At 58.4% G+C, this 23519-nt stretch carries 10 protein-coding genes; 2 read left to right on the forward strand and 8 right to left on the reverse strand.

Going from position 1 to position 23519, the window contains the following annotated elements; all coding sequences use genetic code 11:
* Nucleotides 1–110 precede the first annotated feature (110 nt).
* Complete coding sequence (locus tag HAP41_RS43210; protein WP_166075503.1) at nucleotides 111–9908, forward strand: Tc toxin subunit A-related protein; 9798 nt, start codon at nucleotides 111–113, stop codon at nucleotides 9906–9908.
* Between the two features lie 670 nt (nucleotides 9909–10578).
* Here the strand turns inward: HAP41_RS43210 and HAP41_RS43215 are convergent.
* The 5 genes from HAP41_RS43215 to HAP41_RS43235 form a co-directional block, all read right to left on the reverse strand.
* The gene (locus tag HAP41_RS43215) at nucleotides 10579–11823 is read right to left on the reverse strand and encodes a hypothetical protein (RefSeq protein ID WP_166075502.1); all 1245 of its coding nucleotides are present in this window, start codon (nucleotides 11821–11823) and stop codon (nucleotides 10579–10581) included.
* 10 nt (nucleotides 11824–11833) lie between these two features.
* Nucleotides 11834–12151 (reverse strand): Pepco domain-containing protein, encoded by a 318-nt coding sequence (locus HAP41_RS43220; RefSeq protein WP_166075501.1) that lies wholly within the window; start codon nucleotides 12149–12151, stop codon nucleotides 11834–11836.
* A gap of 1197 nt (nucleotides 12152–13348) precedes the next feature.
* A complete protein-coding gene (gene prpB, locus HAP41_RS43225) occupies nucleotides 13349–14281 on the reverse strand; it encodes a methylisocitrate lyase (protein ID WP_166075500.1) in 933 nt (310 codons plus the stop codon).
* 9 nt (nucleotides 14282–14290) lie between these two features.
* Nucleotides 14291–15457, reverse strand: a complete 1167-nt coding sequence (prpC, locus tag HAP41_RS43230) for a bifunctional 2-methylcitrate synthase/citrate synthase (RefSeq protein WP_166105422.1) — start codon at nucleotides 15455–15457, stop codon at nucleotides 14291–14293.
* A 13-nt stretch (nucleotides 15458–15470) separates the two neighbouring features.
* A complete protein-coding gene (locus HAP41_RS43235; RefSeq protein WP_166105420.1) occupies nucleotides 15471–17015 on the reverse strand; it encodes an MmgE/PrpD family protein in 1545 nt (514 codons plus the stop codon).
* A 317-nt stretch (nucleotides 17016–17332) separates the two neighbouring features.
* Here HAP41_RS43235 and HAP41_RS43240 point away from each other — a divergent pair, with 317 nt between their 5' ends.
* The gene (locus HAP41_RS43240; protein ID WP_166075499.1) at nucleotides 17333–18754 is read left to right on the forward strand and encodes a short-chain fatty acyl-CoA regulator family protein; all 1422 of its coding nucleotides are present in this window, start codon (nucleotides 17333–17335) and stop codon (nucleotides 18752–18754) included.
* A 374-nt stretch (nucleotides 18755–19128) separates the two neighbouring features.
* Here the strand turns inward: HAP41_RS43240 and HAP41_RS43245 are convergent, their stop codons facing one another.
* The 3 genes from HAP41_RS43245 to HAP41_RS43255 form a co-directional block, all read right to left on the reverse strand.
* A complete protein-coding gene (locus HAP41_RS43245) occupies nucleotides 19129–21039 on the reverse strand; it encodes a propionyl-CoA synthetase (protein WP_166075498.1) in 1911 nt (636 codons plus the stop codon).
* 337 nt (nucleotides 21040–21376) lie between these two features.
* Nucleotides 21377–22111: a substrate-binding domain-containing protein gene (locus HAP41_RS43250; protein WP_166075497.1), complete on the reverse strand. Its 735-nt coding sequence runs from the start codon at nucleotides 22109–22111 to the stop codon at nucleotides 21377–21379.
* A 131-nt stretch (nucleotides 22112–22242) separates the two neighbouring features.
* Nucleotides 22243–23511 carry an amidase family protein gene (locus HAP41_RS43255; RefSeq protein ID WP_166075496.1) on the reverse strand — a complete coding sequence of 423 codons (1269 nt, stop codon included), beginning with the start codon at nucleotides 23509–23511 and terminating at the stop codon, nucleotides 22243–22245.
* Nucleotides 23512–23519 lie beyond the last annotated feature (8 nt).

Below are 23519 nucleotides of genomic sequence, written 5' to 3' on the forward strand. Positions count from 1 at the left end.
GATGACAGCTGGAGCAGTAAGGCAAGCCGAAGAAGTTCGCGCAACAGGTAAAGCCAACACTCACACTCGCAAAAGCAATTGCTGGCGTAGCCGAAATTAGGGCAAATTTCATGAAAATCGTTTTGCCAATTCTCGATCCCGCAACTGCCGACAAGAACCTCGTCACCATTCTGCAGACTGCCTTGGTCGCTCTGTGGGGGATCACGCCGAACCCTCCGATCAAAAAGCCGACCGGCGGGAAACTCATCGCTTACAACAAGGAAGTCGACGAACAGCGCTATGGCGACATCACCAACGGACTAGTGTCTGACTTTCAGACGTTCAGCACCCTTCCGGTCACCGGGATTCTGACCGTCGAAACGGCCGATGCGATCAACAAGAAGCTCGTGGAGATCAACAAGCTCTGGCTGGTCAAAGGCACCGTGACGGTCAAGAGTTCGAACGGAACTTCCCAGCCTCTCCCGCACATGCCTGTTTCGGTGTGGACCGAAAACGGTACAGAATCACCTCCTGAGTGGGGTGCTGCGACGACGACCGACAAGGAAGGCCACTATGAGACCCTGTCCGAAGTCGTCGAAAAAGGCGGAAACCCCCTGCCGCAGGATCTATTCGCACGCGTATTCACAACGCTGAACCTCCGCGAGAATGAGGCCGGTCGATCCGCGACGGTCTGGAACGCCTTTTTGACCCAGAGCACTGCGCCGGGTCTGGACGTCGTGGTCGACGAAGCCAAGTTGCCGCCGGTCGAATATCCCTGGGTTCTTGCAGAGGTTCAGGCGAGAATGTCTCGCGCGAACATTGTGATCACAGGCGACGACTGGAGCAAGCTCGCCCGAGCCGATATCACGAGGCTGGTCACGATCGGACCCGATACACACAAGGTCGTTCTGCTGAGTGAACAGCAGATCGAGCATCTCGTTTTTTCGCAGATATTCGCCTCTGTCACAAAACACCTCGATTTGTCACTCGACGCCGAGTTCTTCTACGCGATACTGCGCACGGAAGCCCTGCTCTATGCGAGTTTCGGTACTGATATCGAAGCCAAACCTACTGACGAAAAAGCGATTCGGCCGGATGCGCAACTTCTCATCCTGCCCGGAGAGCAGGTGCAAGACCCGGACCAGAGGTCGAGGCACCTCGCGCAGATCGCCTTCTATTCCACACCTGTCAGCGACAACGACGATAACAATAACTCGCTTGAGACCGAGCTATACGATGTCATCAAGAAGGCGACCGACGCGAGAGTCATAAGTGCCAAACATCTCGATGACAAAGGATCGCTGACCCCGGTCGACATCGATGCCCTGCAGAAGCTCCGAAAAAGCGTCAAACAATTCAAACCCAAGCTGCCGTTCCATCGCTACATCAATCGCGAATGCTTCTGCAAGGACGGCAAATGCCTAGCGTCGCCTCACGACGAAGTCCTGAAGTCGCTCGTCGACAGCGGAAAACTTCCCGATCTGTACGCCGGTGCGGCAACGAGTGTCCTCGCCGGTCAGGCGGGACAAGCAGACGGCCCGGCCGGCGCGCTTGGCCTGCTGTCCGGCAATGCGCGACAGCTGAGTGCAGATATCGGCCTGGACAAGGCGCAGACCGCCGCCCTCCTGTCGCTGCGTCGGGCCGCGATGCTCACTCAGGATCCGGCTGAAGTCGGCTTCCTCCTCTCCAGGGATTCCGACGGCCGTAACCTGGACAGTGCGTTGAAGATCCAGTCGCGTGGCCAGGGCGCCTTCGCCGCCGCCTATGCGGAGAAATTCGGCACCCCGGGCGGCGATACGACCGCATTGAAGAAACGCGCTGACCAGCTTTACAGCCGCGCCATAGCCCGCGCGGATGCCGTCGCGCATGCGTTCGCGGAAGCACGGTCTCTGGCAACCGCACAACACGTCGATGCGCTTTGTTCGCCCGACGACCGCAGTCGCTTGCGCGAGCGAATGAAGACGCCCGCCTCCGGCGACGCCACAAAGCTGCCGAGCTGGGAAATGCTGTTCGGTTCGCTCGACGCCTGCGCATGCGACGAATGCGACTCGATTTACGGGCCGGCATCCTACCTCGTCGACGTGCTGGAATATTTCAAGAAGCTCGAGGCGGGCAATCCGGGCGATGGCACACCGACGCTCTGCCTTGCGGCCCCCGAAAGCGCAAAGCACGTCTTCGACGTGCTGCTGAGCCGCAGGTCCGATATCGGATATCTGGACCTCAATTGCGCAAACGCGATGACGCCGGTCCCCTATATCGACCTCGTCAATGAACTGCTGGAGGATTTCCTTCCGCAAGAGCGTCTTCACCTGCCGATGAAACTGGAACCCGGCCCGATCCCGGACATCGCGCTGGACGCGCTCACGAAGAACGGCTTTCCCGAGGTGACCCGAAAGGCGATGGTCACCGCGGACTCGCTCGACAACCGTCTGGTGCGGGATGAACGGGCGCTGATCCTGTTCAAGCGGGACGGCGAAGAGGCCGGTTGCCCGCGCTGGCTCGTCACGCAACTGCGGCAGACTTACGGCACCGAAAAGGAAATCGCGGCCGCGCCTGAATACGTCAATCAGCAGGCTGTCAATATGCTGAAAGGCAGCCATCTTGCGCTGGCGCTGCCGTTCGACGCGGACCGCATCGAGGCGACGGCCTATCTGGGCAAGATAGGAACCGATCGGGCAACCATTATTCGGGCACTTTCGAAGGAGCCCGACGTCAGCGCGGTAGACAAGCTGACTGCGGCAACCGAGGCACTCGGTTTGACCTCTGTCGAACGCAACCTGATTACGACGCCGGATCCAAACGGCCAGAATGAATACTGGGCGGAGAAATCGGCAACCATCCTGGAGCGTATGGCGCAGCTACGCCGCTTCCTCGACAAGACGGGTTTGACCACAGAGCCGGTTGGCAAAAGCCAACTGGATGAACTGCTCGCCGGCGGCTTCATCAACCCATGCGGAAAAACCCTGCATATCGTCTCCGACGATCCGGCCGATACGGCCTCGCGATGCGACACCGAAAAGATGCGCATCGACGGGCTCAACAAGCCGGCCCTCGACAGGATCCATCGCTTCCTTCGCCTGTGGCGAAAGGTTCGCTGGCCGATGAACCTGCTCGACCGCCTGATCATGTCGCCGGCCGTCGGCAAGGGCGTGCTGAACAGCGACTGCCTTGAACGCATCGCAGAGATCATCCGGCTTGGGACGGATATCGGTATCGAGCCCACGAAAGCGGCCCAATGGTTTGTCGACATCTCGGTTCTCGGCGAGCCATCGGACTATCGCCGCATTTTTCTACAAAAGGGCGATAACGGCCATCCGTACCCGGAATTCCTGGCAGATAAGCTCTGTCCACCGCCTGAATGCCAAACTGCCGACACACCACGCTGCCCTGATCTTGCGAAACACAAGCCCGCCATTGCCGGAGCCATCGGAATTCCGCTGGAGCAACTGGAAGCGTTGCTTGCCTATTGCGGCAACGAACCCGGTGCGAACGTCGCCGCCAAACTGTCGCTTTCCAATCTTTCCCGCGTCTGGGCATGGTTCCAGTTCGCAAGGAAGTTTGGCCTCAACATGCGAGACCTGATCTCGCTGCTGTCGTTGCTCGGCATCAAGGATGCCCTCGCAGACCCCGCCGTGACGCGAAAGCTCTGTGAGGTCATCGCCCTGCTGAAGAAGTGGCACATCGGTGTCGCCGACCTGCAGTTCTGGCTGCTTCACACGACCCAAAACCAAAATCCCGGGGAAGAGAAGAAGCGGGTCATTGCCGATACCGGCGTCGCGCGGCTGCTTTCGGATCTGCGCCTGAAGCTCCGAGCCGTCAGTGACGCACGACCTGCAAAGGAGATCACGCTTCCTGTCGACGATTCGATACATCCCGTTCTCGGCGACGGGATGACAACCTGCGTCGAGAAACTGTCATCGGTGCTGTCGCAGATCGCAGGCCTTTCGGCGGAGGTGGCCCGCCAGATCGTGACCCTCGTTCAGGAAAGAAAGGCCCAGCAAGATGCCGACAATCTGAAAATCCTGCTGAATGCGAAGCCGCTCGCAGACATCGCCGGCGTGAGTTCGTCGGCTGATTTGGCGCCAGTTAACGCCAAGGGTGCCTGGACCGAAACGGATGAGCATCCCGAGATTCATGCCGCCTATCGGCAGTGGGCGCACGACCTCGTGACCATCTTGCTCAACCACGTCGATATCGAGATGCGGACTGGCATCACCATTCAAGTCGTCAGCCAGTCCTTCAAGACACCCGTCGAGCAGGCCGACGCGATCTTGCGCTGGTGCCGGATGCCCGATGGCGGCAAGCCGGCGAAAGGCGACAACTTGCTCGCCATATTGTCAACCCCGGCCTGGGCGCTGGAGCCCGTGCCAACCGGCGCGACGCCCGAACTAAGAAAGGCAATCGAGGCCTTATGGGACGGCGCATTGTGCGCCACGGACGATTGCATCGCCAATCTGGACGACAAGCAGCGAAAATTCCGCGATGCCGTCTTGAAGGGAAGTCCAATCGACTCCTGGGTCGAGCCACCCGCGCTCGCCGACGTCGAGAAATGGCGCGGCTGGCTAAGCCAACTCTTCGTTGCCGTACGGCTGGCGCACAAGATCTCCGGCTTCACCAATACCCTGAAGTTGCAGACGCAGGAGCAGCTGTTGTGGGGGCTGCTGCGAACGTCAGGTGCCCCGGATGCCAACCGGTTTCAACTGCTAGGCTGGTTTTCGCTGGATGAGATGCCCCTGACGGCCAAGGCCTCTGACGCTGCGGCCGACTACGAAAGGCTCGCCCTGCTGCTGCAAGGTCTCGAGCTCATCGAAACGTATCCACTCAAGGAAACTCCCACCGATCCCAATGTGAAGATTGGCGCATCGACGGCGTTCGAACTTGCACTCCTGACCCCAAAGGACACCAGCGGCACCCCTTTGACCGGTCTGGATTCCATTCGTGACATCGTCAGCATCTGTTACCAGCTTTTTGGTTCACCTGACGTCAATCTATTGGACACCGCCCAGCGGCTGGATCTGGATAAACACCGGGACTACTTCAAGCTCGCCTCGACCTACGGGCGGCTCGCCCGCGCTGCGGACACGATCGGCAACCTCGGGATATCTTTTGCGGACCTCGACGCGCTCGTTGCGGAAGATGTGTCCGAAAAACTGACGCCGGTTCTCCGCCAATGCCTGAAGCAAAAATCGGACGAGTCGTCCTGGCTGGATACGCTGAAGGACATCCAGGATCCCATTCGTGAACTGAAGCGCGACGCACTCGTCAGCTATCTCATCGCGGATCCGAGCCACGGCTGCTTCACGGAAGTCAACGACCTGTACGATTACTTCCTGATCGACACTCAAATGTGCTCGTGCATGCCCACGTCGCGCATCGCGCAGGCGCACGCCGTCGTGCAGTTGTTCGCTCAACGCTGCCTGATGGGTCAGGAGCCGTCAGTCGACCCCCGGGCCGATGACAACCACGGCAACGATTGGCAGGAGTGGCCGTGGATGCGAAATTATCGCGTCTGGCAGGCCAACCGCAAAATCTTCCTTTACCCAGAAAACTGGATCGAGCCGGACCTGCGCGACGACAAGTCGCAATTCTTCAAGGAATTCGAACAGGCGCTTTCCCAGATTGAGGTCAACGATCTCAACGTCGAAGTCCCCGCGCGAACCTATCTCGACAAGCTCGACGACGCGGCCTTCATGGAAGTGCTGGCGATCCACTATCAGGACACCGAGTATTCCGAGAACGGCAAGAAGGAGGGTCGGGTGCTCCACGTCGTGGCGCGCACCAAGGGTGGCGATCCTGCGGTCTACTATTATCGACGATTTGTCGAAGAGAAATACTGGACCGCATGGGAGAAAGTCGATCTCGACATCGCGACGGATCATGTTCTGCTGTTTGTCCGCAACAACCGTCTGAACATTGCGTGGCCAATTTTTGCCGATGTCACGGATGAATCTGCAGAAATCGACGTTCCAGCGGGTACTGGTCGCCGACCACTTCCGACGGCCCCGCGCGGGTGGACTATTCAGCTTGCGATGAGCGAACGTACCAACGGCCTCTGGCAGCCCAAACGAACTTCAAAAGAAGCCATTCGATCGCCGAAGTTCGTGAATGCTACGAGCGACCAGATGGCGCTTGAGCGCAAGCGATGCCGCTTTGTCATTCGCGATCAAGAGCCGCGCGACCTTCCTTTCCCGGCCGAAGATCATCCGGAGTTCGGTTTCTTCATCATCGCATCTTCGATGGTGGGTTCCGTGAAGGATGAGAAAGGCAATGAACAATACGTGTCACTGCCGCCTGAAGCCGATCCGACGCTGATGGGAGCCTTCAATCTCGCGGGTTGCCGCGGATATCCGGAACTGCTCTCCCCCGAAACTTTGAAGAAGATCGGGACCTCGGCAACAACCGCTCTCCCGCGGTTCAAGGATAGCGCGCTCGAAACCCAACGATGGATCGAAAAGGACACCGATGCTGACGACGACCTCGTCGTCGAGGGTTTGGTAGCAAACAATTTTGCTCCCACCGGAGTGCTGGGGGCAACGCCAGGCATATTCAGGGTCACCACCGCGCAACAGACCACGCTGGTCGACGATGTCTTGTCAAACCTGCTGAATATGCTCGGTCAACAGCCGGTCCGCTGGCAACCAAGCGGGATATTCGTCCCCTTCTTCTACGAGGACGGACGAAGGGGATATGTCGCGATTCCGACGATGTGCCCCGGGGATCGTGAGCCCGCAACGATCAGCAAGATCGTGGCCAATCTGCAGGATCTCGGCGTCCGCGAAGCCGCCAAGCCCGGAACAACCTGGCCTGAACTTGTGGAACAATGGAGAAAGGACACGGACCAGCAGGCAGCGTTCGTCTCTCTGACCAAACAACTGACCGGCTGCTTCGGCCTGAATTTCCATGCGTTCTATCACCCCTTCATCTGCTTCTTGAAACGGAGCCTGGCAGCGGGCGGCTTCGAACAGCTCATGAATGCCTCGCCGCTGACTTGGGATGGTGACGGCAAGTTTGCAGGCTTGTTCAAGCCTCATCCGGCCGTGCTGAAGCCATACCCGAATGAGACGAGCGGCTTCAGCTTCGATCGCATGGACGGTTATGCCAGTTACAACTGGGAAATCTTTTATCACCTGCCTTCGCTGGTCTCGCAGAAGCTTGTCCTGAGCCAGAAGTTTGAAGATGCGCAGCGCTGGTCTCACTTCATCTTCAATCCAAGCGGGCTGCCGGCGCCGAAGCTTGGCGATGACAGCGGCGCAAAGCTCATGTCTGTGCCCAAAGGCTCCGGACGCTATTGGATGACGAAGCCGTTCCGTGAACGGGACAGTCAACTCAATCCTTTGGATACCTATGTCGGGCAGCGGATTGAAAACATCCTCGCTTCGTTGAACGATCCGAACAATCAGGGCATAGGCAAGTTTTGGCAGGACGAAGTCGCACAATGGCGGCGGAATCCCTTCGTGCCGCATCAAATTGCGCGAGGCAGAACAGTGGCATTCCAGAAGGCCACTGTCATGACCTACCTCGATACGATCATTCAATGGGGAGATTTCCTGTTTCGACAGGATACCCGCGAGTCGGTCAACGCCGCCCTTCAACTCTACACCACCGCCGAGCGTCTGCTTGGCCCCAAGCCAAGGGTCGTCAAGGCTCCCGGCACATTCCACAGCCGCACTTATCGCGAGCTGGAAGTGGCCATTCACGGCGCCGAGATCGACGGCTTCGATTCTTTCGGGAATAGCCTGGTAGAGCTGGAAAGCCTGCTGCCACCGCAGCCGGATGCATCCGAGACTGATATTCCCAGCATGCCACCCCTTCCCGCCGGGGCGCTGTTGAAAGTTCCGTACTTCTGCATTCCGCGCAATGAAAAGCTGATGGGCTACTGGGACACGGTCGCCGACCGGCTGTACAAGATCAGGCATTGCCAGAATATCGAAGGGGTCGAGCGACAACTTGCCCTGTTCGCACCGCCGATCGATCCCGGCTTGCTGGTCAGGGCGGTGGCGGCAGGCCTCAGTATCGGCGATGTGCTTTCGCAGGGTGCCGGCGAACTGCCGCAATATCGCTTCGCGACACTCGTGCAGAAGGCCGCGGAGCTGACGCAGATGGTCATCAGCCTCGGAAATGCCTTACTGCAAGCCATTGAGAAGAAGGAAGCCGAGGCGCTGTCGCGGCTTCGTTCCAATCAGGAAATCGACCTTCTGAAACTGGTGCGGCAGATTAAGCTGAACCAGGTTCAGGAGGCGCTGCAGAACCAGGCGGGTCTGGAACGCACAAAAGCCGTGACGGAAGCGAGGCGCGACTTCTATCGCGACATCAAGTACACGATCAGCACGGAAGAAAAGTCGCTCGATTTGAACGAGGAAGGCGCCCGCCTTGGAACGGCAGGGCTCGTCTTCAGCACCGCGGCGAACATTTCGTTCCTCCTTCCGACTTTCAAGTTCGGAGGCTGGGGATTTGGAGGCGCGCCAGGGACCGATGCAGAATGGGGTGGCGTCAATCTGGGCCACGCCGCGAGCGCGATGGGGCAATTTCTTGGCGGTATGGGCGGCTTGCAGCGAGAGGCAGCCGGCACGCTACTTACAAGAGCGGGATACGAGCGCCGCTGGGACGAATGGAAGCTGCAGGAACGGCTTGCAGACCGGGAACTCGCCCAAATCGATCGGCAGATCGCTGCAGCGGAGATCAGGGTTGAAATCGCGAAGGAGGAGCTTTCCAATCACGACAAGCAAAGAGAGCAGGCCGAAGAAATCCTGGCTTATCTCAAGGACCGCAAGTTCGCCAACGTCGATCTCTATGACTGGATGATCGGGCAAATTTCCGCGACTTACTTTCAGTCGTGGCAGATGGCCCAGCGGTTTGCCCTCCAGGTTGAGCGCGCCTTCCACTTCGAGCTTGGTCCGAAAGACACACAGTTCGAGAGTTATGTTCGGCCCCGCGGCTGGGATACCTTGCACAAGGGACTGCTCGCCGGCGACGCACTGCTGTTTGACCTGAAGCGAATGGAGGTCGACTATCTGGCGCGCAATCGCCGGGAACTGGAGATCACAAAGCACATCTCGCTCGTGCGCCTCGACCCGGACGCCGTGATCACGCTCAAGGCTGCAGGCCGGTGCGAGATCGAACTGAACGAACTGCTGTTCGATGTGGACTATCCGGGCCACTATTTCAGACGAATCAAGAGCGTGGCTCTGAGCATCCCTTGTGTGGCAGGACCTTATGCCAGCGTGAACTGCACGTTGACGCTGACGAAGAGCCAGATAAGGATCAAACAGTCCAGGCTAGATGACGAGGGAGACGAAGAAAATCTGCTGAGAAACTTTTCGCGCATCCAGTCGATTGCCACAAGCACGGGCCAGAACGACAGCGGAATGTTCGAGGTCAACTTCCGCGACGAGCGGTACCTGCCGTTTGAGGGTGCTGGTGCGGCGAGCACTTGGACGCTGGAACTGATACCGGATGACAACCGCGAGCTGGACTTCGACACACTCACTGACGTGATCATGCACGTGAAGTACACGGCGCGACAGGGTTCGAAGCAATTCGGGGACACTCGCCGCAAGACAATCAGCCGACCGGTCGTCCATCGTCTGTTTGTTCTTCCGGACGAATTTGCCGGCGAATGGAATCGCTTCAAAAATCAAAAGAAAGACGCCCACGGAAGGCGCACCCTTACCCTGGAGAACTTCAAAGATCGGCTTCCCTATTTTTCGTCGGGACTTTCCGAAAAAGCCGCACGCGTCCGCATCGTTAGTCTGGAACATGGTTCGGCCAGTCCGGAGTTCTTTTTCAAACAATCATCGAATCCGGGCCAAAGCGCGACCGTATGGGAGGAGCCGATTGACCTAGGGGAATGGGAATTCGGTTGCGCGGCGGACACTATTCCCAAACTGGGGCTTCTGGTGAGCGTGGAGGAGAAACCGGCAAAAAGCTGAACCAGCGCGAGAGATTGCTTTTCGACACGCGACCGATCTGATTTATGATAGCGCCCATGGCGATGCATCTTGCAGTAACAGAGTGCAACGGGGACACGGACCGTTGCTTGGAATGGAATGCGAAACAAACGCTTAACAGACTACACCGCAAGCCGCGTTGGGATGTCGCCGAGATCAAGCCGGCCATGTCATTCGAGTGCTGATAACAGCCGCCTAATCCGACGTTCCATCACGCAGACGACGGCGTCAGGATTGTTCGCGAGGCAAAATCCGCAGTTTTGCGCTCCGTGACGCCAAACACGGCCGCGGTTGAGGCCGCGGCCGATGATCTCTTCTAAAACGCCTCTTGAGTGGCATATCTCTAACGGCGATCAGGTATATGGGGCGTTAAGCCGCCTCATGGAAATACTCCACAGCTGAGCCGATGCGCGTAACAGCCTCCTTGAGGACTTCGGTAGGCTCGTTCAGGGCGAGGCGAATGAACTGGTCGAAGCCGTCACCGAAGGATGATCCTTCAGAGACGAGGACGCCGGCCGCCGCCGACATCCTGCAGGCGCAAAGATTCCAGCACACGACTCATTGCCGAGTGTCGGCTCACACGAAGGATCTCGCTATCGATTTCGTCGCACCTTGAACGACAACGTCCACGGCGCCCGGTCTGCCCGCGGACCTACGGCCTCCGATAGATCTTGGCAAAATGCGGATTTAGGCTGGTCGCGACTTCTGGCTCGATGTGATCGCCGATGCCCCTCGAACGAAGATCATCCAAGATCGGAAACATTCTGCTCCAGAAAGACTGAAGCATACGATACAAGCCGAGCCGGAACTTCAGAACTCGAGCCTGTTCTTCTTCGTCATAGATCTGGCTCATGATGTCCAAGGCATAATGCTCTCTTATCAATGTCGGCGGATGTTCAAGGTAGATCGGATCGGATGGTCCTGGCTCGTCCCTGAATTGGAGTCGCCAAACCGACCGGCAGACGAAATGCCAAATGTGAAAGAAGAGAAAAATGCCGGCATAGCCTAATTCAGGTTCGATCTCCTTTGCTTGCGCTAACTTGATCGCGTATTCGACACCTATCAGATCGCAATTTATCTCGATGTTGTATGCGCGCCGCGCATTTCCTCGAAGTAAGACTAGCTCTGGAATTTGATCGACGTACTCAAGCGCGCCCCGACTGAGCAGTATATGACCGAATTCATGCCCGAACAAAAATCGAAAACATTGATCGTCGAAGTCCTGCGCGCTGATGCCTTGATGAAGTTCTTCCCAACGAACTTCTCCTTCGAACGAGACGACTTTAGGTGGATCGTTTTCTGAGGGGAGACCAAATTCACGCCGTAGATCATGGCTCTCTTGTCTTATTATCAGGTCAAGTACAGCGGTCCGGAAGTCGTCAAAGGCGGATTGGTAGTTCGGCAGAAGAGCCCATTGCTCGACGTCCGAGCTTGCCGCCTTCTCTGCGTCGTAACCTTCGGCAGCAAGCGGATAAGCCTTGGCCACAGCCCTGAAAACTTTGCCAAAGAAGGAAAACGCACCCTCCGTAAACAGCAACAGCGCTCGCCCGCTCTCGGGAAGATTTCCGTATAATCCTCCGGGAACCTTCCCTGGCCAGATGCCTAGTAGGGGGATTTGGAATTTGTCTTGTGCGATGGAACATCCGGCGAGGAACTCGCCGCAAAAACGAGACAACTTCTTTCGGTAGCCGGGATGATCGTAGCGAGAGCCAGGAAACATGTTGGGTTGGACGCCTGTCTCGAGCGCCTCAAATATCCCTTCCATATCCGACAGATGGAAAATGGTATCGTGCGCACCTCCGCTGTAATCTGTCGGCTCGATTCCCAGTTGTTCGCAACGATCGAGCTGCTGTTCCTCAAGCTCCTCGATTTCTTCAGCGGTGATATCGCTGTTCACTGATCTACTATCAACTACGCGGAATAAACTTCACTTCGATCGCGCCTTTGGTCGCGGCACTCGCTTTGAATACGCCCAGCACCGAGACGGATCCTGACGCGTCCACCGCGAGGGACACTTTTACTTCGGCGACCGAGAAATTCGTAACATGCTTCGAGGCTTCGGATAGCAGCGTGTCGAGCTTGGACATGATTGAATTCAAACTGTCTTGCAGACGTTCTCCGTCGACGTTTATCGTGCCGGTTGAAGAATTATCGCCGGTATTTGTCGATCCTTGAAGGGTCAGCTTTTCTCCGAAGGCGACGGGCAGCGTCCATTTCTCTTCCATTACGGACCTCACAAAATTGAAGTATCTCAACTGCGATAAAGGTTCTGGGAGCACTTCTGAGTATCTGGGAGCGGTTCACTTGGCCGCAATGTACCTGCTGGATCGATATCTGTCGATCGAAGATGCAACGGCGCCTAGACCAGTGTGAGCGCCGACACCGCGACCGACGATCCGATGAGCGACGGCTTGCAGTTTGGCGTGAGCCGATCATCGAACCAGCGAGACTCGGTCCGAGCCTCAAACGTCGTGTAGCCTACCTCGAGGCCGGTAACCTCTGCGTGGCAGAGCTTTTGGCTTCAAGACGGACGGGATGATCCTCGAACCTGATTTGCTCGCGTCTTCATCGACGATGTCCTGGCGAAGGGACGGGCTGACGCGTCGCCTCACCATGTCAGTACAGCACTACAGCGTCGTGGCGCTCTTGCTACAGTCGACCGACCTCGTTTGCGCTCTTCCGCAGCGTTTTCTCAATCGCTACCGTGATGCCCTCAATCCCTGCCCCTGCCCTTCGATACGAGGCCCTTTACGCTGCACGCCACTCGGCACGTGATCGCGGGCGTCAATGGCTTCGGCAGCAACTCAAGGACTGCGCCATCGGCTAGCAACGCGAGTTGAAGTGAACCAATTGATCATTGTCGTGGTCTGGCCGTAACCGACGAACTGGAAGAGAGGCCCTCATCCTTGTTGATCGCGACAATGACATTGGAATCCGTTAGGCTAAGCCAACGAGTTCAAACGCGCAAAATCGTGGTTTGGCGTAGAAAATCGTGCAAATGGCGGAGAGAGTGTCAGTCAACTCCCATTGAAAGATAAAGCATTTTCGACCTTTCTAGACCAAAACCTACCATTTGAACTACGGCCGTCCGACAAAAGCCTGTTCAGCCAATGGCCCTGATCGATGCCGCCGGAAGGCGCCAAAAGGACTGTTCGCAAAGCAACCTAGCGCGGAGTAAGGAGGCTCGCTGTGGCGTGATTGCCCGTGCGTTTACGACTGGATGATAGACATCTGGTTGTTCGCCATGATGTTCATAGGCAACGACAACCTAGACAGGTTTCGAAAATGGCCCTGGGGCACACTCCCCAAGAGCAACAGCACATTTTGCAAGAGGACCCCGCACTGAACGAGCATGTCGAAGTGCTGTACCATTTGTTTCAGCGCTAAATGGACACGCTGGCCTTCGATGCAAACTACCAGCTCTAGCTGCTGCGCGCTCTCTGTGGCATTCCCAAGGGGATCGCTGTTCTGACAATGGATGTGTCTAGCGTCTCGTAATTGTGTAACCCGATTAGGGCATAGAGTTCCGCGCGCGTCTGCATGCGATCCACGACGCCGTGCGCCCCGCCGTCGCGCGCGATCGCCACATAGAGTTCTTCCTGGGCCTTGTTCGCAACGCGAAGCGAGGAAACCGGCCAAATCACCAGTGCGTAGCCCATCGCTTCGAACTCGGCCGCCGTGAAGAACGGCGTCTTGCCAAACTCTGTCATGTTGGCGAGCAGCGGCACCCCCGGCATGCGCTTTGCAAATGCATGGAACATCTCTTCGGTGTTGAGCGCTTCCGGAAAAATCGCGTCGGCGCCCGCTTCCATGTAGAGTTTCGCACGTGCGACCGCTCCGTCCAGGCCCTCGCTCGCGGCAGCGTCGGTACGGGCGATGATGACAAGATCGCGCCGCGCCTTCGCGGCAGCCGCGATTTTTGCAGCCATGTCGTGCGCATCGACGAGCTTCTTGTCGTTCAGATGTCCGCACTTTTTCGGCAAGACCTGGTCTTCGAGATGAATTGCACCCGCTCCCGCCTCCTCGAACGCCCGCACTGCATGCATGACATTGAGCGTTTCACCGTAGCCGGTGTCGGCGTCCACGAGTACAGGCAAGCCGGACGCTCGCGCGATCTGCCGGATGAAGAGACCTACCTCGTCGACCGTGATGATGCCGAGATCCGGCAAGCCCATCGACGCAGTCATCGCTGCGCCGGACAGATACAGGCCGTCAAATCCGGCCTGCTTGGCCTGCAGCGCGGCTATCCCGTTATGCGCACCCGGAAGCCTGAGAATGCCGGGTTGTTGCATCAGGGCGCGGAAGCGACGCCCGGCGGATTCAGATGGCAGATCGGAGGCAACGAGATAAGGCATTTGAAGCCCCTATGCCGCGCGCACGGACGAAGCGGCGTGGCCGCGCCGTTCGATCGGCACGAACGCCAGGTTCTCAGGACCGACATAGTTTGCCGATGGGCGGATGATCTTGTTGTCCACACGTTGCTCGATGATATGGGCCGCCCAGCCGGAGGTGCGCGCAATCGCGAACAGCGGCGTGAACATCGCTGTCGGCACCCCCATCATGTGATATGACACCGCGCTGAACCAATCGAGATTGGCGAACATTTTTTTTGCCTCGGCCATGACGGTCTCGATCCGGTCGGCGATCTCGAACATCTTCATGAAGCCCGCCTCCGATGATAGGCGCCGGGCAACCTCCTTGATAACCTTGTTGCGTGGATCGGCGATCGTATAGACGGGATGTCCGAAGCCGATGACGATCTCCTTTGCCGATATGCGGCGCCGCATGTCGGCCTCGGCGTCCCTGACGCCGTCGTAGCGCTTCTGGACCTCGAACGCGGCTTCGTTGGCCCCGCCATGTTTCGGCCCGCGCAATGCACCAATCGCGCCGGTGATGGCTGAATAAATGTCGGCACCGGTTCCTGCGATCGAACGAGCCGTGAAGGTCGACGCGTTGAACTCGTGCTCAGCATAGAGATTGAGCGACGTGTGCATGGCGCGGACGTGAGACTCCGTGGGCCTGCATCCGTGCAGGAGATGCAGGAAGTGCCCGCCGATTGTCTCGTCGTCGGTCTCGACATCGATCCGCCGGCCGTTCTGGGCGAAATGGTGCCAATACAGCAGAATCGAGCCGAGCGAAGCCATCAGTCGGTCGGCCACATCGCGTGCGCCGGGATGGTTGTGATCAGGCGCCTCTGGTAACACACAACCGAGTGTGGACACGCCACTGCGCATAACGTCCATCGGATGCGCGGCGGCCGGCAGCGCCTCGAGCCCATTGCGCACCGCGGTCGGCAGACCGCGCAGACCTTTGAGCTTGGCCTTGTAGACAACCAACTCGGCCGACGTCGGCAGGCTACCGTGAACCAGGAGATGCGCGATCTCCTCAAACTCGCAGGTTTCCGCCACGTCAAGAATGTCGTACCCGCGATAATGCAGATCGTTGCCTGTACGGCCGACGGTGCAGAGCGCCGTATTGCCGGCGACGATGCCCGATAGCGCGACGGACCTCTTCGGTGTTGGCTTGGTCATCCTATCCTCCAGATTAATCTGCTGCGATGGAATGGCCGGCGACAGCGTCAGACCAATCAAAAATGCCCGGGGACCGCGTCCCGCCGAGTTTTGCGCATTCGACCGCGAAGGTGAGCCCTGTGAGTTCTGCGGACTTCAGGTCCGGAAGACGCTCGACCAGGGCTAGGAAGCGGTCCTGCTCCTGCAGCGCGACGATGCCGTTGGCAAGGCTCCGGAATTTGGCGATGTATTGCGAGCGCGCAAACGGACGAGCGCCAAGCGGATGGGCATCCGCGATAGCGATCTCGTCGCTGATGGTCGAGCCATCCTTAAGCGCGACGACGACGCGCCCGCCGAAGGCTTTCTCCTTGGGATCGTCGCTGTGATAGCGCCGTGTCCATTCCGGATCTTCGACCGTGGATATCTTATGCCACAGAGCCACAGTGCTGGGGCGCGCGGCTCGCTCTGGTGCGTAGGACCTCTGGTGGTCCCAACCGCCATCCTCCAACGCGACTGCGAAGATGTACATAATCGAGTGATCAAGCGTCTCCCGGCTGGCGTTAGGATCCATCTTTTGCGGATCATTTGCGCCGGTGCCGATTACGTAGTGCGTGTGATGGCTGGTCTGGATCACGATGTTCTTGATCTTGGAGAGATCGCCGATCTTAGGTCCCATGAGCCGTGCGAGATCGATCAGCGCTTGGCTTTGATATTCGGCCGCATGCTCCTTGGTATAGGTGTCGAGGATTGCTCGCTTCGGTTCGCCTTTCTCCGGCAGAGACACGCTGTAATTCGCCTTGGGGCCCGACAGCAGCCAGGCGATGAAACCGTCCTCACCTTCCCAAGCCGGCGACGGCGCGCCCTCGCCGCGCAGCACGCGGTCGACCGCTTCCACCGCCATCTTGCCCGCAAAAGCCGGCGCATACGCCTTCCAACTCGAAATTTCGCCCTTGCGCGACTGACGCGTGGTTGTCGTAACATGAAGGGCCTGCTGCACGGCCTGATAGATCGTCTCGGTCGGAAGACCGAGGAGCGCGCCGATACCAGCAGCCGCAGAGGGCCCAAGATGGGCAATGTGATCGATCTTGTGCTCGTGCAGGCAGATCCCCTTCACGAGATCGACCTGAATTTCATAGCCCGCCGCAAGCCCGCGCAGCAGGGCGCGGCCATCGAGTCCACAATGCTGGGCTACCGCGAGAATCGGCGGGATGTTGTCGCCGGGGTGAGAGTAGTCGGCCGCCAGAAACGTATCGTGGAAATCGAGCTCACGGACCGCAACGCCGTTCGCCCAAGCGGCCCACTCTGGCGAGACACGTTGCGCCTGCGTCAATCCAAATACAGTCGCGCCCGGCCTGAAGGGATGTGCCTGCGCCTGCGCGCGCGCGTTGGTGACGGGGCGGCGCGCCAGCGAAGCTGCCGCCACCGCGGCGTTGTCGATAATGCGATTGCCGATCATCTCGACCACCGCCGGCTCGACCTCGACCGGGTCGGCGGCCACCTCGGCGATCCGCCAGGCAAGTTGAGCAGGGCGGCCCAGCTCTTCAGACGACTTGTGGGTGCGCACGACGTATGACTTCACGGTCGAACTCCTCTGCGGTTTAACTAGAAGACGCGTACTCGCTTCGCTGCCGCGAATGTCGTGAGGTCTGCCCTTAACAACCTCTCGATCTGCGTCAGCAGACGCTCCCCAGCAAGGCTCGTATCCCTGGCGTGAAGGCAGATCACTCTGCGTGACCAGGTCAAAGCCGAGTACCGGCGGACCGCATCCAACGACGCCCCTTGCAAGTTTGGGCGTCATTCGCAATATCCGCATCTGCGCAAGTGTGGATAGTGCTGAAATTGTGGAGAACAGCAAAGGCTATTCCGCAGATTTGCAAAGCTTGTGGAGACAACCGAATGAAGAAGGCTTTCATGGGCGTTCGTCTGAAACGCCTCCGTGAGGAACGTCAACTTACGCAGCAAGCCTTGGCGCATGCCATTGGCATTTCACTTAGCTACCTAAACCAGATGGAGAATAATCAGCGTCCGTTGACACTCGCTGTCTTACTCAAGCTAAACGCCTCCTTTGGGATTGATCTGCAGCTGTTCTCGGAGGATGACGAGGCTCGGCTTTTGGCCGACGTTCGTGAAATATTTTCACTCGAGCTTACTGGCGAAATAGTATCATCTGCCGAGATGCGCGAGTTGGCCAGCAACATGCCTGCCTTAGCTCGTGCCGTCATCTCTCTCAACCGCAAGCATCGATTGGCTGCTGAGCAGGCAGCCGCACTTGCAGCCCGTCTCGGTGAAGATCGGCAAGCCGAAATGGCCCTGCTACCTTCCACGCCATACGAAGAGGTCCGCGACTTCTTCTACGCACGTCATAACTATTTTCCAGAACTAGATGAGGCCGCTGAACATCTCGCTGAAGAGCTTGCCCCCTCCGAGACGTTGTCATGGCCCCAACTAAGCGATTATTTTCGGAGAAACTTTTCTATAAAGGTCGTGGTTGATGATCGTCCGGGCGCCACCTACCGCCGATTTGATCTACGCCATTCCGTCCTTTACCTTTCCCGAACTCTCACATCTGGCCAGAAAGCTTTTCAACTGGGTACGCAGATTGCCATGCTCGCTTTTGATCGTGAGCTCACTACGTTGGTCGACGCTGCCAGATTTTCAAACTCCGATACGCGCGGACTAGCTCGTATCGGTCTCGCTAGCTACTTCGCTGGCGCGTTGCTCATGCCGTATAGAAAGTTTTTAGCTTCAGCTCAAGCGCTTCGCTACGACATCGAATTGCTCGGAAATCAATTTGATGTCGGTTTCGAAACTGTTTGTCATCGGCTAAGCACTCTCCAGCGCCCCTCCTCCAGAGGAGTACCATTCTTTTTCATACGCGTAGATCGCGCTGGAAATATTTCCAAACGACAATCGGCAACTGATTTTCATTTTTCTCGGATTGGCGGAACTTGCCCGCTCTGGAATGTGTACGAAGCTTTCGCTTACCCGGGGCGAATCATGACCCAACTCGCTCGTATGCCTGACGAACGCACGTATCTCTGGATAGCGCGGACCGTTTCTCATAAGAGCGGCGGCTATGACTCCCTAAGCAAGACGTTCGCCGTCGCCCTGGGGTGCGATGTTCGACACGCTGCCGCCCTCACCTATTCGCGAGGACTCAACGTTCTTGACCCTACATCCGCCACACCAATCGGGATTGGTTGCAGAGTTTGCGAGCGTACAGAGTGCCCTCAACGCGCGTTCCCTCCGCTTGATCGCCGACTTATGATCGACGAAACTCAATCGTTATTTGCGCCGTATGCAACGTCCGTCAGATAGCACAGAACTCCCTGCCCTTTGCACGCCCCCGTCTACTGGGCCCCAAACTCTGAAGGCGAAACTACCGACGACATGGCCGTGGTTGATTCGTGTTCAGCAACTTATGCACGCCGTCTTCCGCCTAGGCCTTTTCTTCGAAGGTCGTGAGAACTCTGGGGCTCATGTGCCGATTTCCGATTTCACTGAAGTAGATTGGGCACCAGTGACGTTCGATTTGCGCTGCTAAGCGACGTTTGTTGCGGATGCGGATCATGACGGCGTCTAACGAGTTGCGCGCGCACAGGGTGTCGACCAATTTACCCTAAGCTTTCGAGATCGAAGGTGCTGCAAACCTGTGCGCGGCGGGTCTCTTGGCGTGCGAGCGGCGGACTTGTTTACGCCATGCGCCTCAGCGCCTCGCCGATTTCGTCGAGCACCTTCGGGTCCTCGATCGTCGCCGGCATCGTCCAAGGCTCGCCGTCAGTGATCTTCTTGATGGTGCCGCGCAGGATCTTGCCGGAACGGGTCTTCGGCAGCCGCGCCACCGTGATCGCGAGCTTGAATGCGGCGACCGGCCCGAGCTTGTCGCGCACCAGCGCCACGACGTCCTTCTCGACCTCGGCGGGCGCTTTGGTCACGCCGGCCTTCAGCACCAGGAAGCCGCAGGGCACCTCGCCCTTGATCGCATCCTTGATGCCAAGCACGGCGCATTCGGCGACATCGGGATGCGAGGCCAGGATCTCCTCCATGCCGCCGGTGGAGAGCCGGTGGCCGGCGACGTTGATGATGTCGTCGGTGCGGCCCATCACCCAGACATAGCCGTCCGCATCCTTGTAGCCGGCGTCCGAGGTCTTGTAGTAGCCGGGGAATTCGGAGAGGTAGGCGTCCCTGAAGCGATCATCCTGCTGCCACAGCGTCGGCAGGCAGCCCGGCGGCATTGGCAGCTTGATCACGATCGAGCCCATGGTGCCCGCCGCTACCGGCTTCGCCGCCTCGTCGACGATGTCGACCTGATAACCCGGCATCGGCACCGTCGGCGAGCCGTGCTTGACCGGCAGCATGCCGAGCCCGACCGGATTGCCCGCGATGCACCAGCCGGTCTCGGTCTGCCACCAGTGATCGATCACAGGCACCTTGAGCTGCTGCTCCGCCCACGCCACGGTCGGCGGATCGGCGCGCTCGCCGGCGAGGAACAGGGTACGGAGGCTCGATAGGTCGTAGTTCTTGAGCAACTTGCCTTCGGGATCTTCCTTCTTAATGACGCGGAACGCGGTCGGCGCGGTGAAGAGGGCGACCACCTTGTGCTCGCTTATCACGCGCCAAAACGCGCCCGCGTCCGGCGTGCCGACCGGCTTGCCTTCATACATGATCGTGGTCGCGCCATGGATCAGCGGGCCATAGACGATGTAGGAGTGACCGACCACCCAGCCGATATCAGAGCCGCACCACCAGATCTCGCCGGGCTTGACGCCGTAGAGATTGTACATCGACCATTTCAACGCGACGAGATGACCGCCATTGTCGCGCACCACGCCCTTCGGGATTCCGGTCGTGCCCGAAGTGTAGAGGATGTAGAGCGGATCGGTCGCTGACACCGGCACGCACGGCACGGCCTTGCCGACGTCGAACGTGGCGCGGCGCAGGGTCGCCCAGTCATGGTCGCGGCCCGCGGTGAGCTCGCAACAATGCTGCGGCCGCTGCAGGATAATGCAGGTCTCGGGCTTGGTGCCGGCGAGGCGGATGGCTTCATCGAGCAGCGGCTTGTACTGCACGATGCGCCCGGGCTCGAGGCCGCAGCTCGCCGAGAAGATCAGCTTCGGCTTGGCATCGTCGATGCGGGTCGCGAGTTCCTTGGCGGCGAAGCCGCCGAACACCACGCTGTGCACCGCGCCGATCCGTGAGCAGGCGAGCATCGCGACCACGGCCTCCGGCACCATCGGCATATAAAGGATGACGCGATCGCCCTTGCTCACGCCGAAATCCTGCATCACCGCGGCCAGCGTCTGCACCTCTTGCAGAAGCTCGGAATAGGTGAATTTGCTGATCGTGTTGGTGAGCGCGGAATCGTGGATCAGCGCGACCTGGCTGGCGCGGCCACCCGCGACATGACGATCCAGCGCGTTGTAGCAGGTGTTGACCACGGCGCCGGTGAACCAGTGCCCATAGGCCCCCACGGAGGGATCGAAGATCTTCTTGGCCGGCTCGATCCAGTCGATCTCGCGCGCCGCTTCCGCCCAGAAGCCGTCGGGGTCGCGAAGCGAGCGGGCATGCGCCTCACGATAACGGCTCTTTTGCTGAATGTTCATGTCACGTCTCGCTCGTATTTTTGTCGATAACAGGTGGCGTGCATTGGAAGGGAAATTGCACAGCCGCTTCCGGCGTGATGCTATCAGTCGCAGTTTCGCAGCGGCTAGATTTAGCAAACAGAGTTGAAACCGTTGCCGCAGACAAAACTTCGTAAAGGCACGCGGGATCACCCAAACGAATCGCTGATATCCAAGCGAGGACGAGGAGTCTTCGCCATCGCCCCCCGAAACTGCTCGGCCCGATCAACTTCGCCGGGTCTGCTCTTCGGTGAGATCGAAGATGGTAGTGCCCATTTCGCCGCGGCAAACAGATTATCCGGACTCCCTGTACGCGGCCCTAAGCGCCCGCGGTGCATGCTGTAAAGAGTGGCTCGAGCCCAAAGGATCGATACGCGCTTGCGGCCTGTGGAGCAAAGATAAACCTGGTTAGCTCTTCGATTGCAGGAGACTTTGGCGTCTCTCGAAACGGCGCAAAGCAGAATCGGGTCCGAGCGTTATGCGGTTCTGGGAAGGGGCCGATCAAATCTATTCCAGGCACCGCCAACAGTTCACTCAATTGCTGGACCGCAAATTCGGCATGCCCATTCACGAGCAACTCGGCGGCAAGTCCTTTCTCGATTCGTACCAGCTTGTTTGCAACCTCATGCGAGATCCGCAAATCCGAAAGCACCCTTGCAAATGCGATTCCACTCACACCGGTATTCGAAACTGCAATGCTGGACGCACTAAGCAGCACGCTCCTAAGGGCCTCTGGGCTTGATATATCGACGGCACTTCTGTCGCGGAGTTGGGCGATTCCTATAGCGGACTGAACCAAAGGCCGAATAGCCGAAGCATCGAGGACACCGGCCTCCGCCAGTTCAACCACAGCGGCCTCGAGTGCAATCAGCCCGTCGGCGCGCGTACCGGATCTTATTGCCGAGAGGAGAACAGCTGTTGGATCGGGCGCCAATTTGCACCGGAAGCCGGTTGACGCCTCAAAGGCTGGAACAACCACCTCTTTCAGCGGTGCGAGGGTCGCAAGGGAGCTCATCAAGCAGACTACGTCAGCCCTTCTCGTCACTTTTTTCACCTATGCAAGCCTGCATCATTTCAGACACACAAGACACTTCAGACTGAAGTAGGAAATCGTGTACTTGGGCAGGTCTGTCCTCTACATCGCCAAGCCCACCCATTTGACCAGTTCTGTACGCCTGTCAGCGCTTAGCGCCGCTGCTGCGATTCATTCCAGCGCAAAATCCGCTCGATTTGCGTCGCCAACCGGAGCAATCGTTCGTCCTGCCCCCTCGCAGCAATCATCATAAAGCCCGTACCAGGATGGCCACCGATCGGTAGCGAAATCGCACAGCCGTCCATCACGTTTGCCAGCGCAGTGTTGCGCAAAGCAAGCGCGTTAAGACGATGAAACGCTTCCGGGGTAGCGCACTGACTAATCTGTGGTGGCAGGATTGCAGCGGTCGGAAGGACTAAGACATCCGTTCCTAAAGCCTCGGTCATTTCTTCAACAAAATCCGCGCGGGCTCTTAGGCTGGATGCGTAGCTAATAGCACTCACGTCGTCAGCGCGCGCCATCCGCTCCGCTACTCGCGGATCGATGAGGTTCGCTTCAGTCCAGTCGCCCGGCTGCAGAGACCGTATCTCTACCGCGGCAAAGTGCCAGACCGGAATTCGAACATAGGTTTCAAACGGCTTGGGAGGCATTGCGCCCAAGCTTAGCTTTGCATCCCGCAAACATTGCAAAGCGTGGTCGAATGCGATTTTGACACCATCTTCAAGATGGTCGAGTCCGAACCCTTGCGCCAGCAATAATCGAACGGGTTCCGGACCTATATCCGCCATGGGTGACAGAACGGCAAAACCTGCCGTCACGTCCGCGACCGAACGACCGATTAATCCTACCCCGTCAAGCGTAAATGAAACGGGTAATGCGCCTTTGCGCGAAATTCGCGTGGCCGTAGGCTTCCAACCGACCAGTCCGCAAAAGGCAGCGGGGATACGTGCGGAGCCACCAGTATCCGTTGCAAGCGCCAAATCGGCATAGCCGCGCGCCACCGATACGGCCGCCCCACTGCTCGAACCACCGGCGGTTGCGCCCGCAAACAACGGAGTTTCTGGCGTGCCATAGTGCGGATTTAAGCCGAGCCCAGAATAGGCTAGCTCGGTCATATTGGTGTGGCCGACGAAGGCAGCCCCCGCGTTGCGCATTTTGGCGACGCAATTTGCGTCAGCGGGCGCCGGCGGATTCTTCGCACGCCTCCGTCCCCCCGCTCGAGTTACGTATCCCGTGACATCGAACAGGTCTTTAACCGAAACGACGCAACCCTTGAGCGGACCATCGAGTGGGTGCATCGGCTCGAACAATTGTGTGAATACTGCCGGATCGGGACCAGTGCGCGCTGCTTCCTGCGCGGCGACGGTTCTCGAATAGCCATCCAGGCCGTCCCATGAGGGTCGATGGACAATATCGGTCATATTTAGCC

Origin of the sequence: Bradyrhizobium barranii subsp. apii, from assembly GCF_011516635.5 — a bacterium.
Taxonomy (GTDB): Bacteria; Pseudomonadota; Alphaproteobacteria; order Rhizobiales; family Xanthobacteraceae; genus Bradyrhizobium; species Bradyrhizobium barranii.

Bases quoted from the DNA above. Each gene is read 5' to 3' on its own strand.
- HAP41_RS43210 (WP_166075503.1), top strand. From the start codon at position 111: ATGAAAATCGTTTTGCCAATTCTCGATCCCGCAACTGCCGACAAGAAC.
- HAP41_RS43220 (WP_166075501.1), bottom strand. From the start codon at position 12,151: ATGGAAGAGAAATGGACGCTGCCCGTCGCCTTCGGAGAAAAGCTGACC.
- prpB (WP_166075500.1), bottom strand. From the start codon at position 14,281: ATGCCTTATCTCGTTGCCTCCGATCTGCCATCTGAATCCGCCGGGCGT.
- prpC (WP_166105422.1), bottom strand. From the start codon at position 15,457: ATGACCAAGCCAACACCGAAGAGGTCCGTCGCGCTATCGGGCATCGTC.
- HAP41_RS43240 (WP_166075499.1), top strand. From the start codon at position 17,333: ATGAAGAAGGCTTTCATGGGCGTTCGTCTGAAACGCCTCCGTGAGGAA.
- HAP41_RS43245 (WP_166075498.1), bottom strand. From the start codon at position 21,039: ATGAACATTCAGCAAAAGAGCCGTTATCGTGAGGCGCATGCCCGCTCG.
- HAP41_RS43255 (WP_166075496.1), bottom strand. From the start codon at position 23,511: ATGACCGATATTGTCCATCGACCCTCATGGGACGGCCTGGATGGCTAT.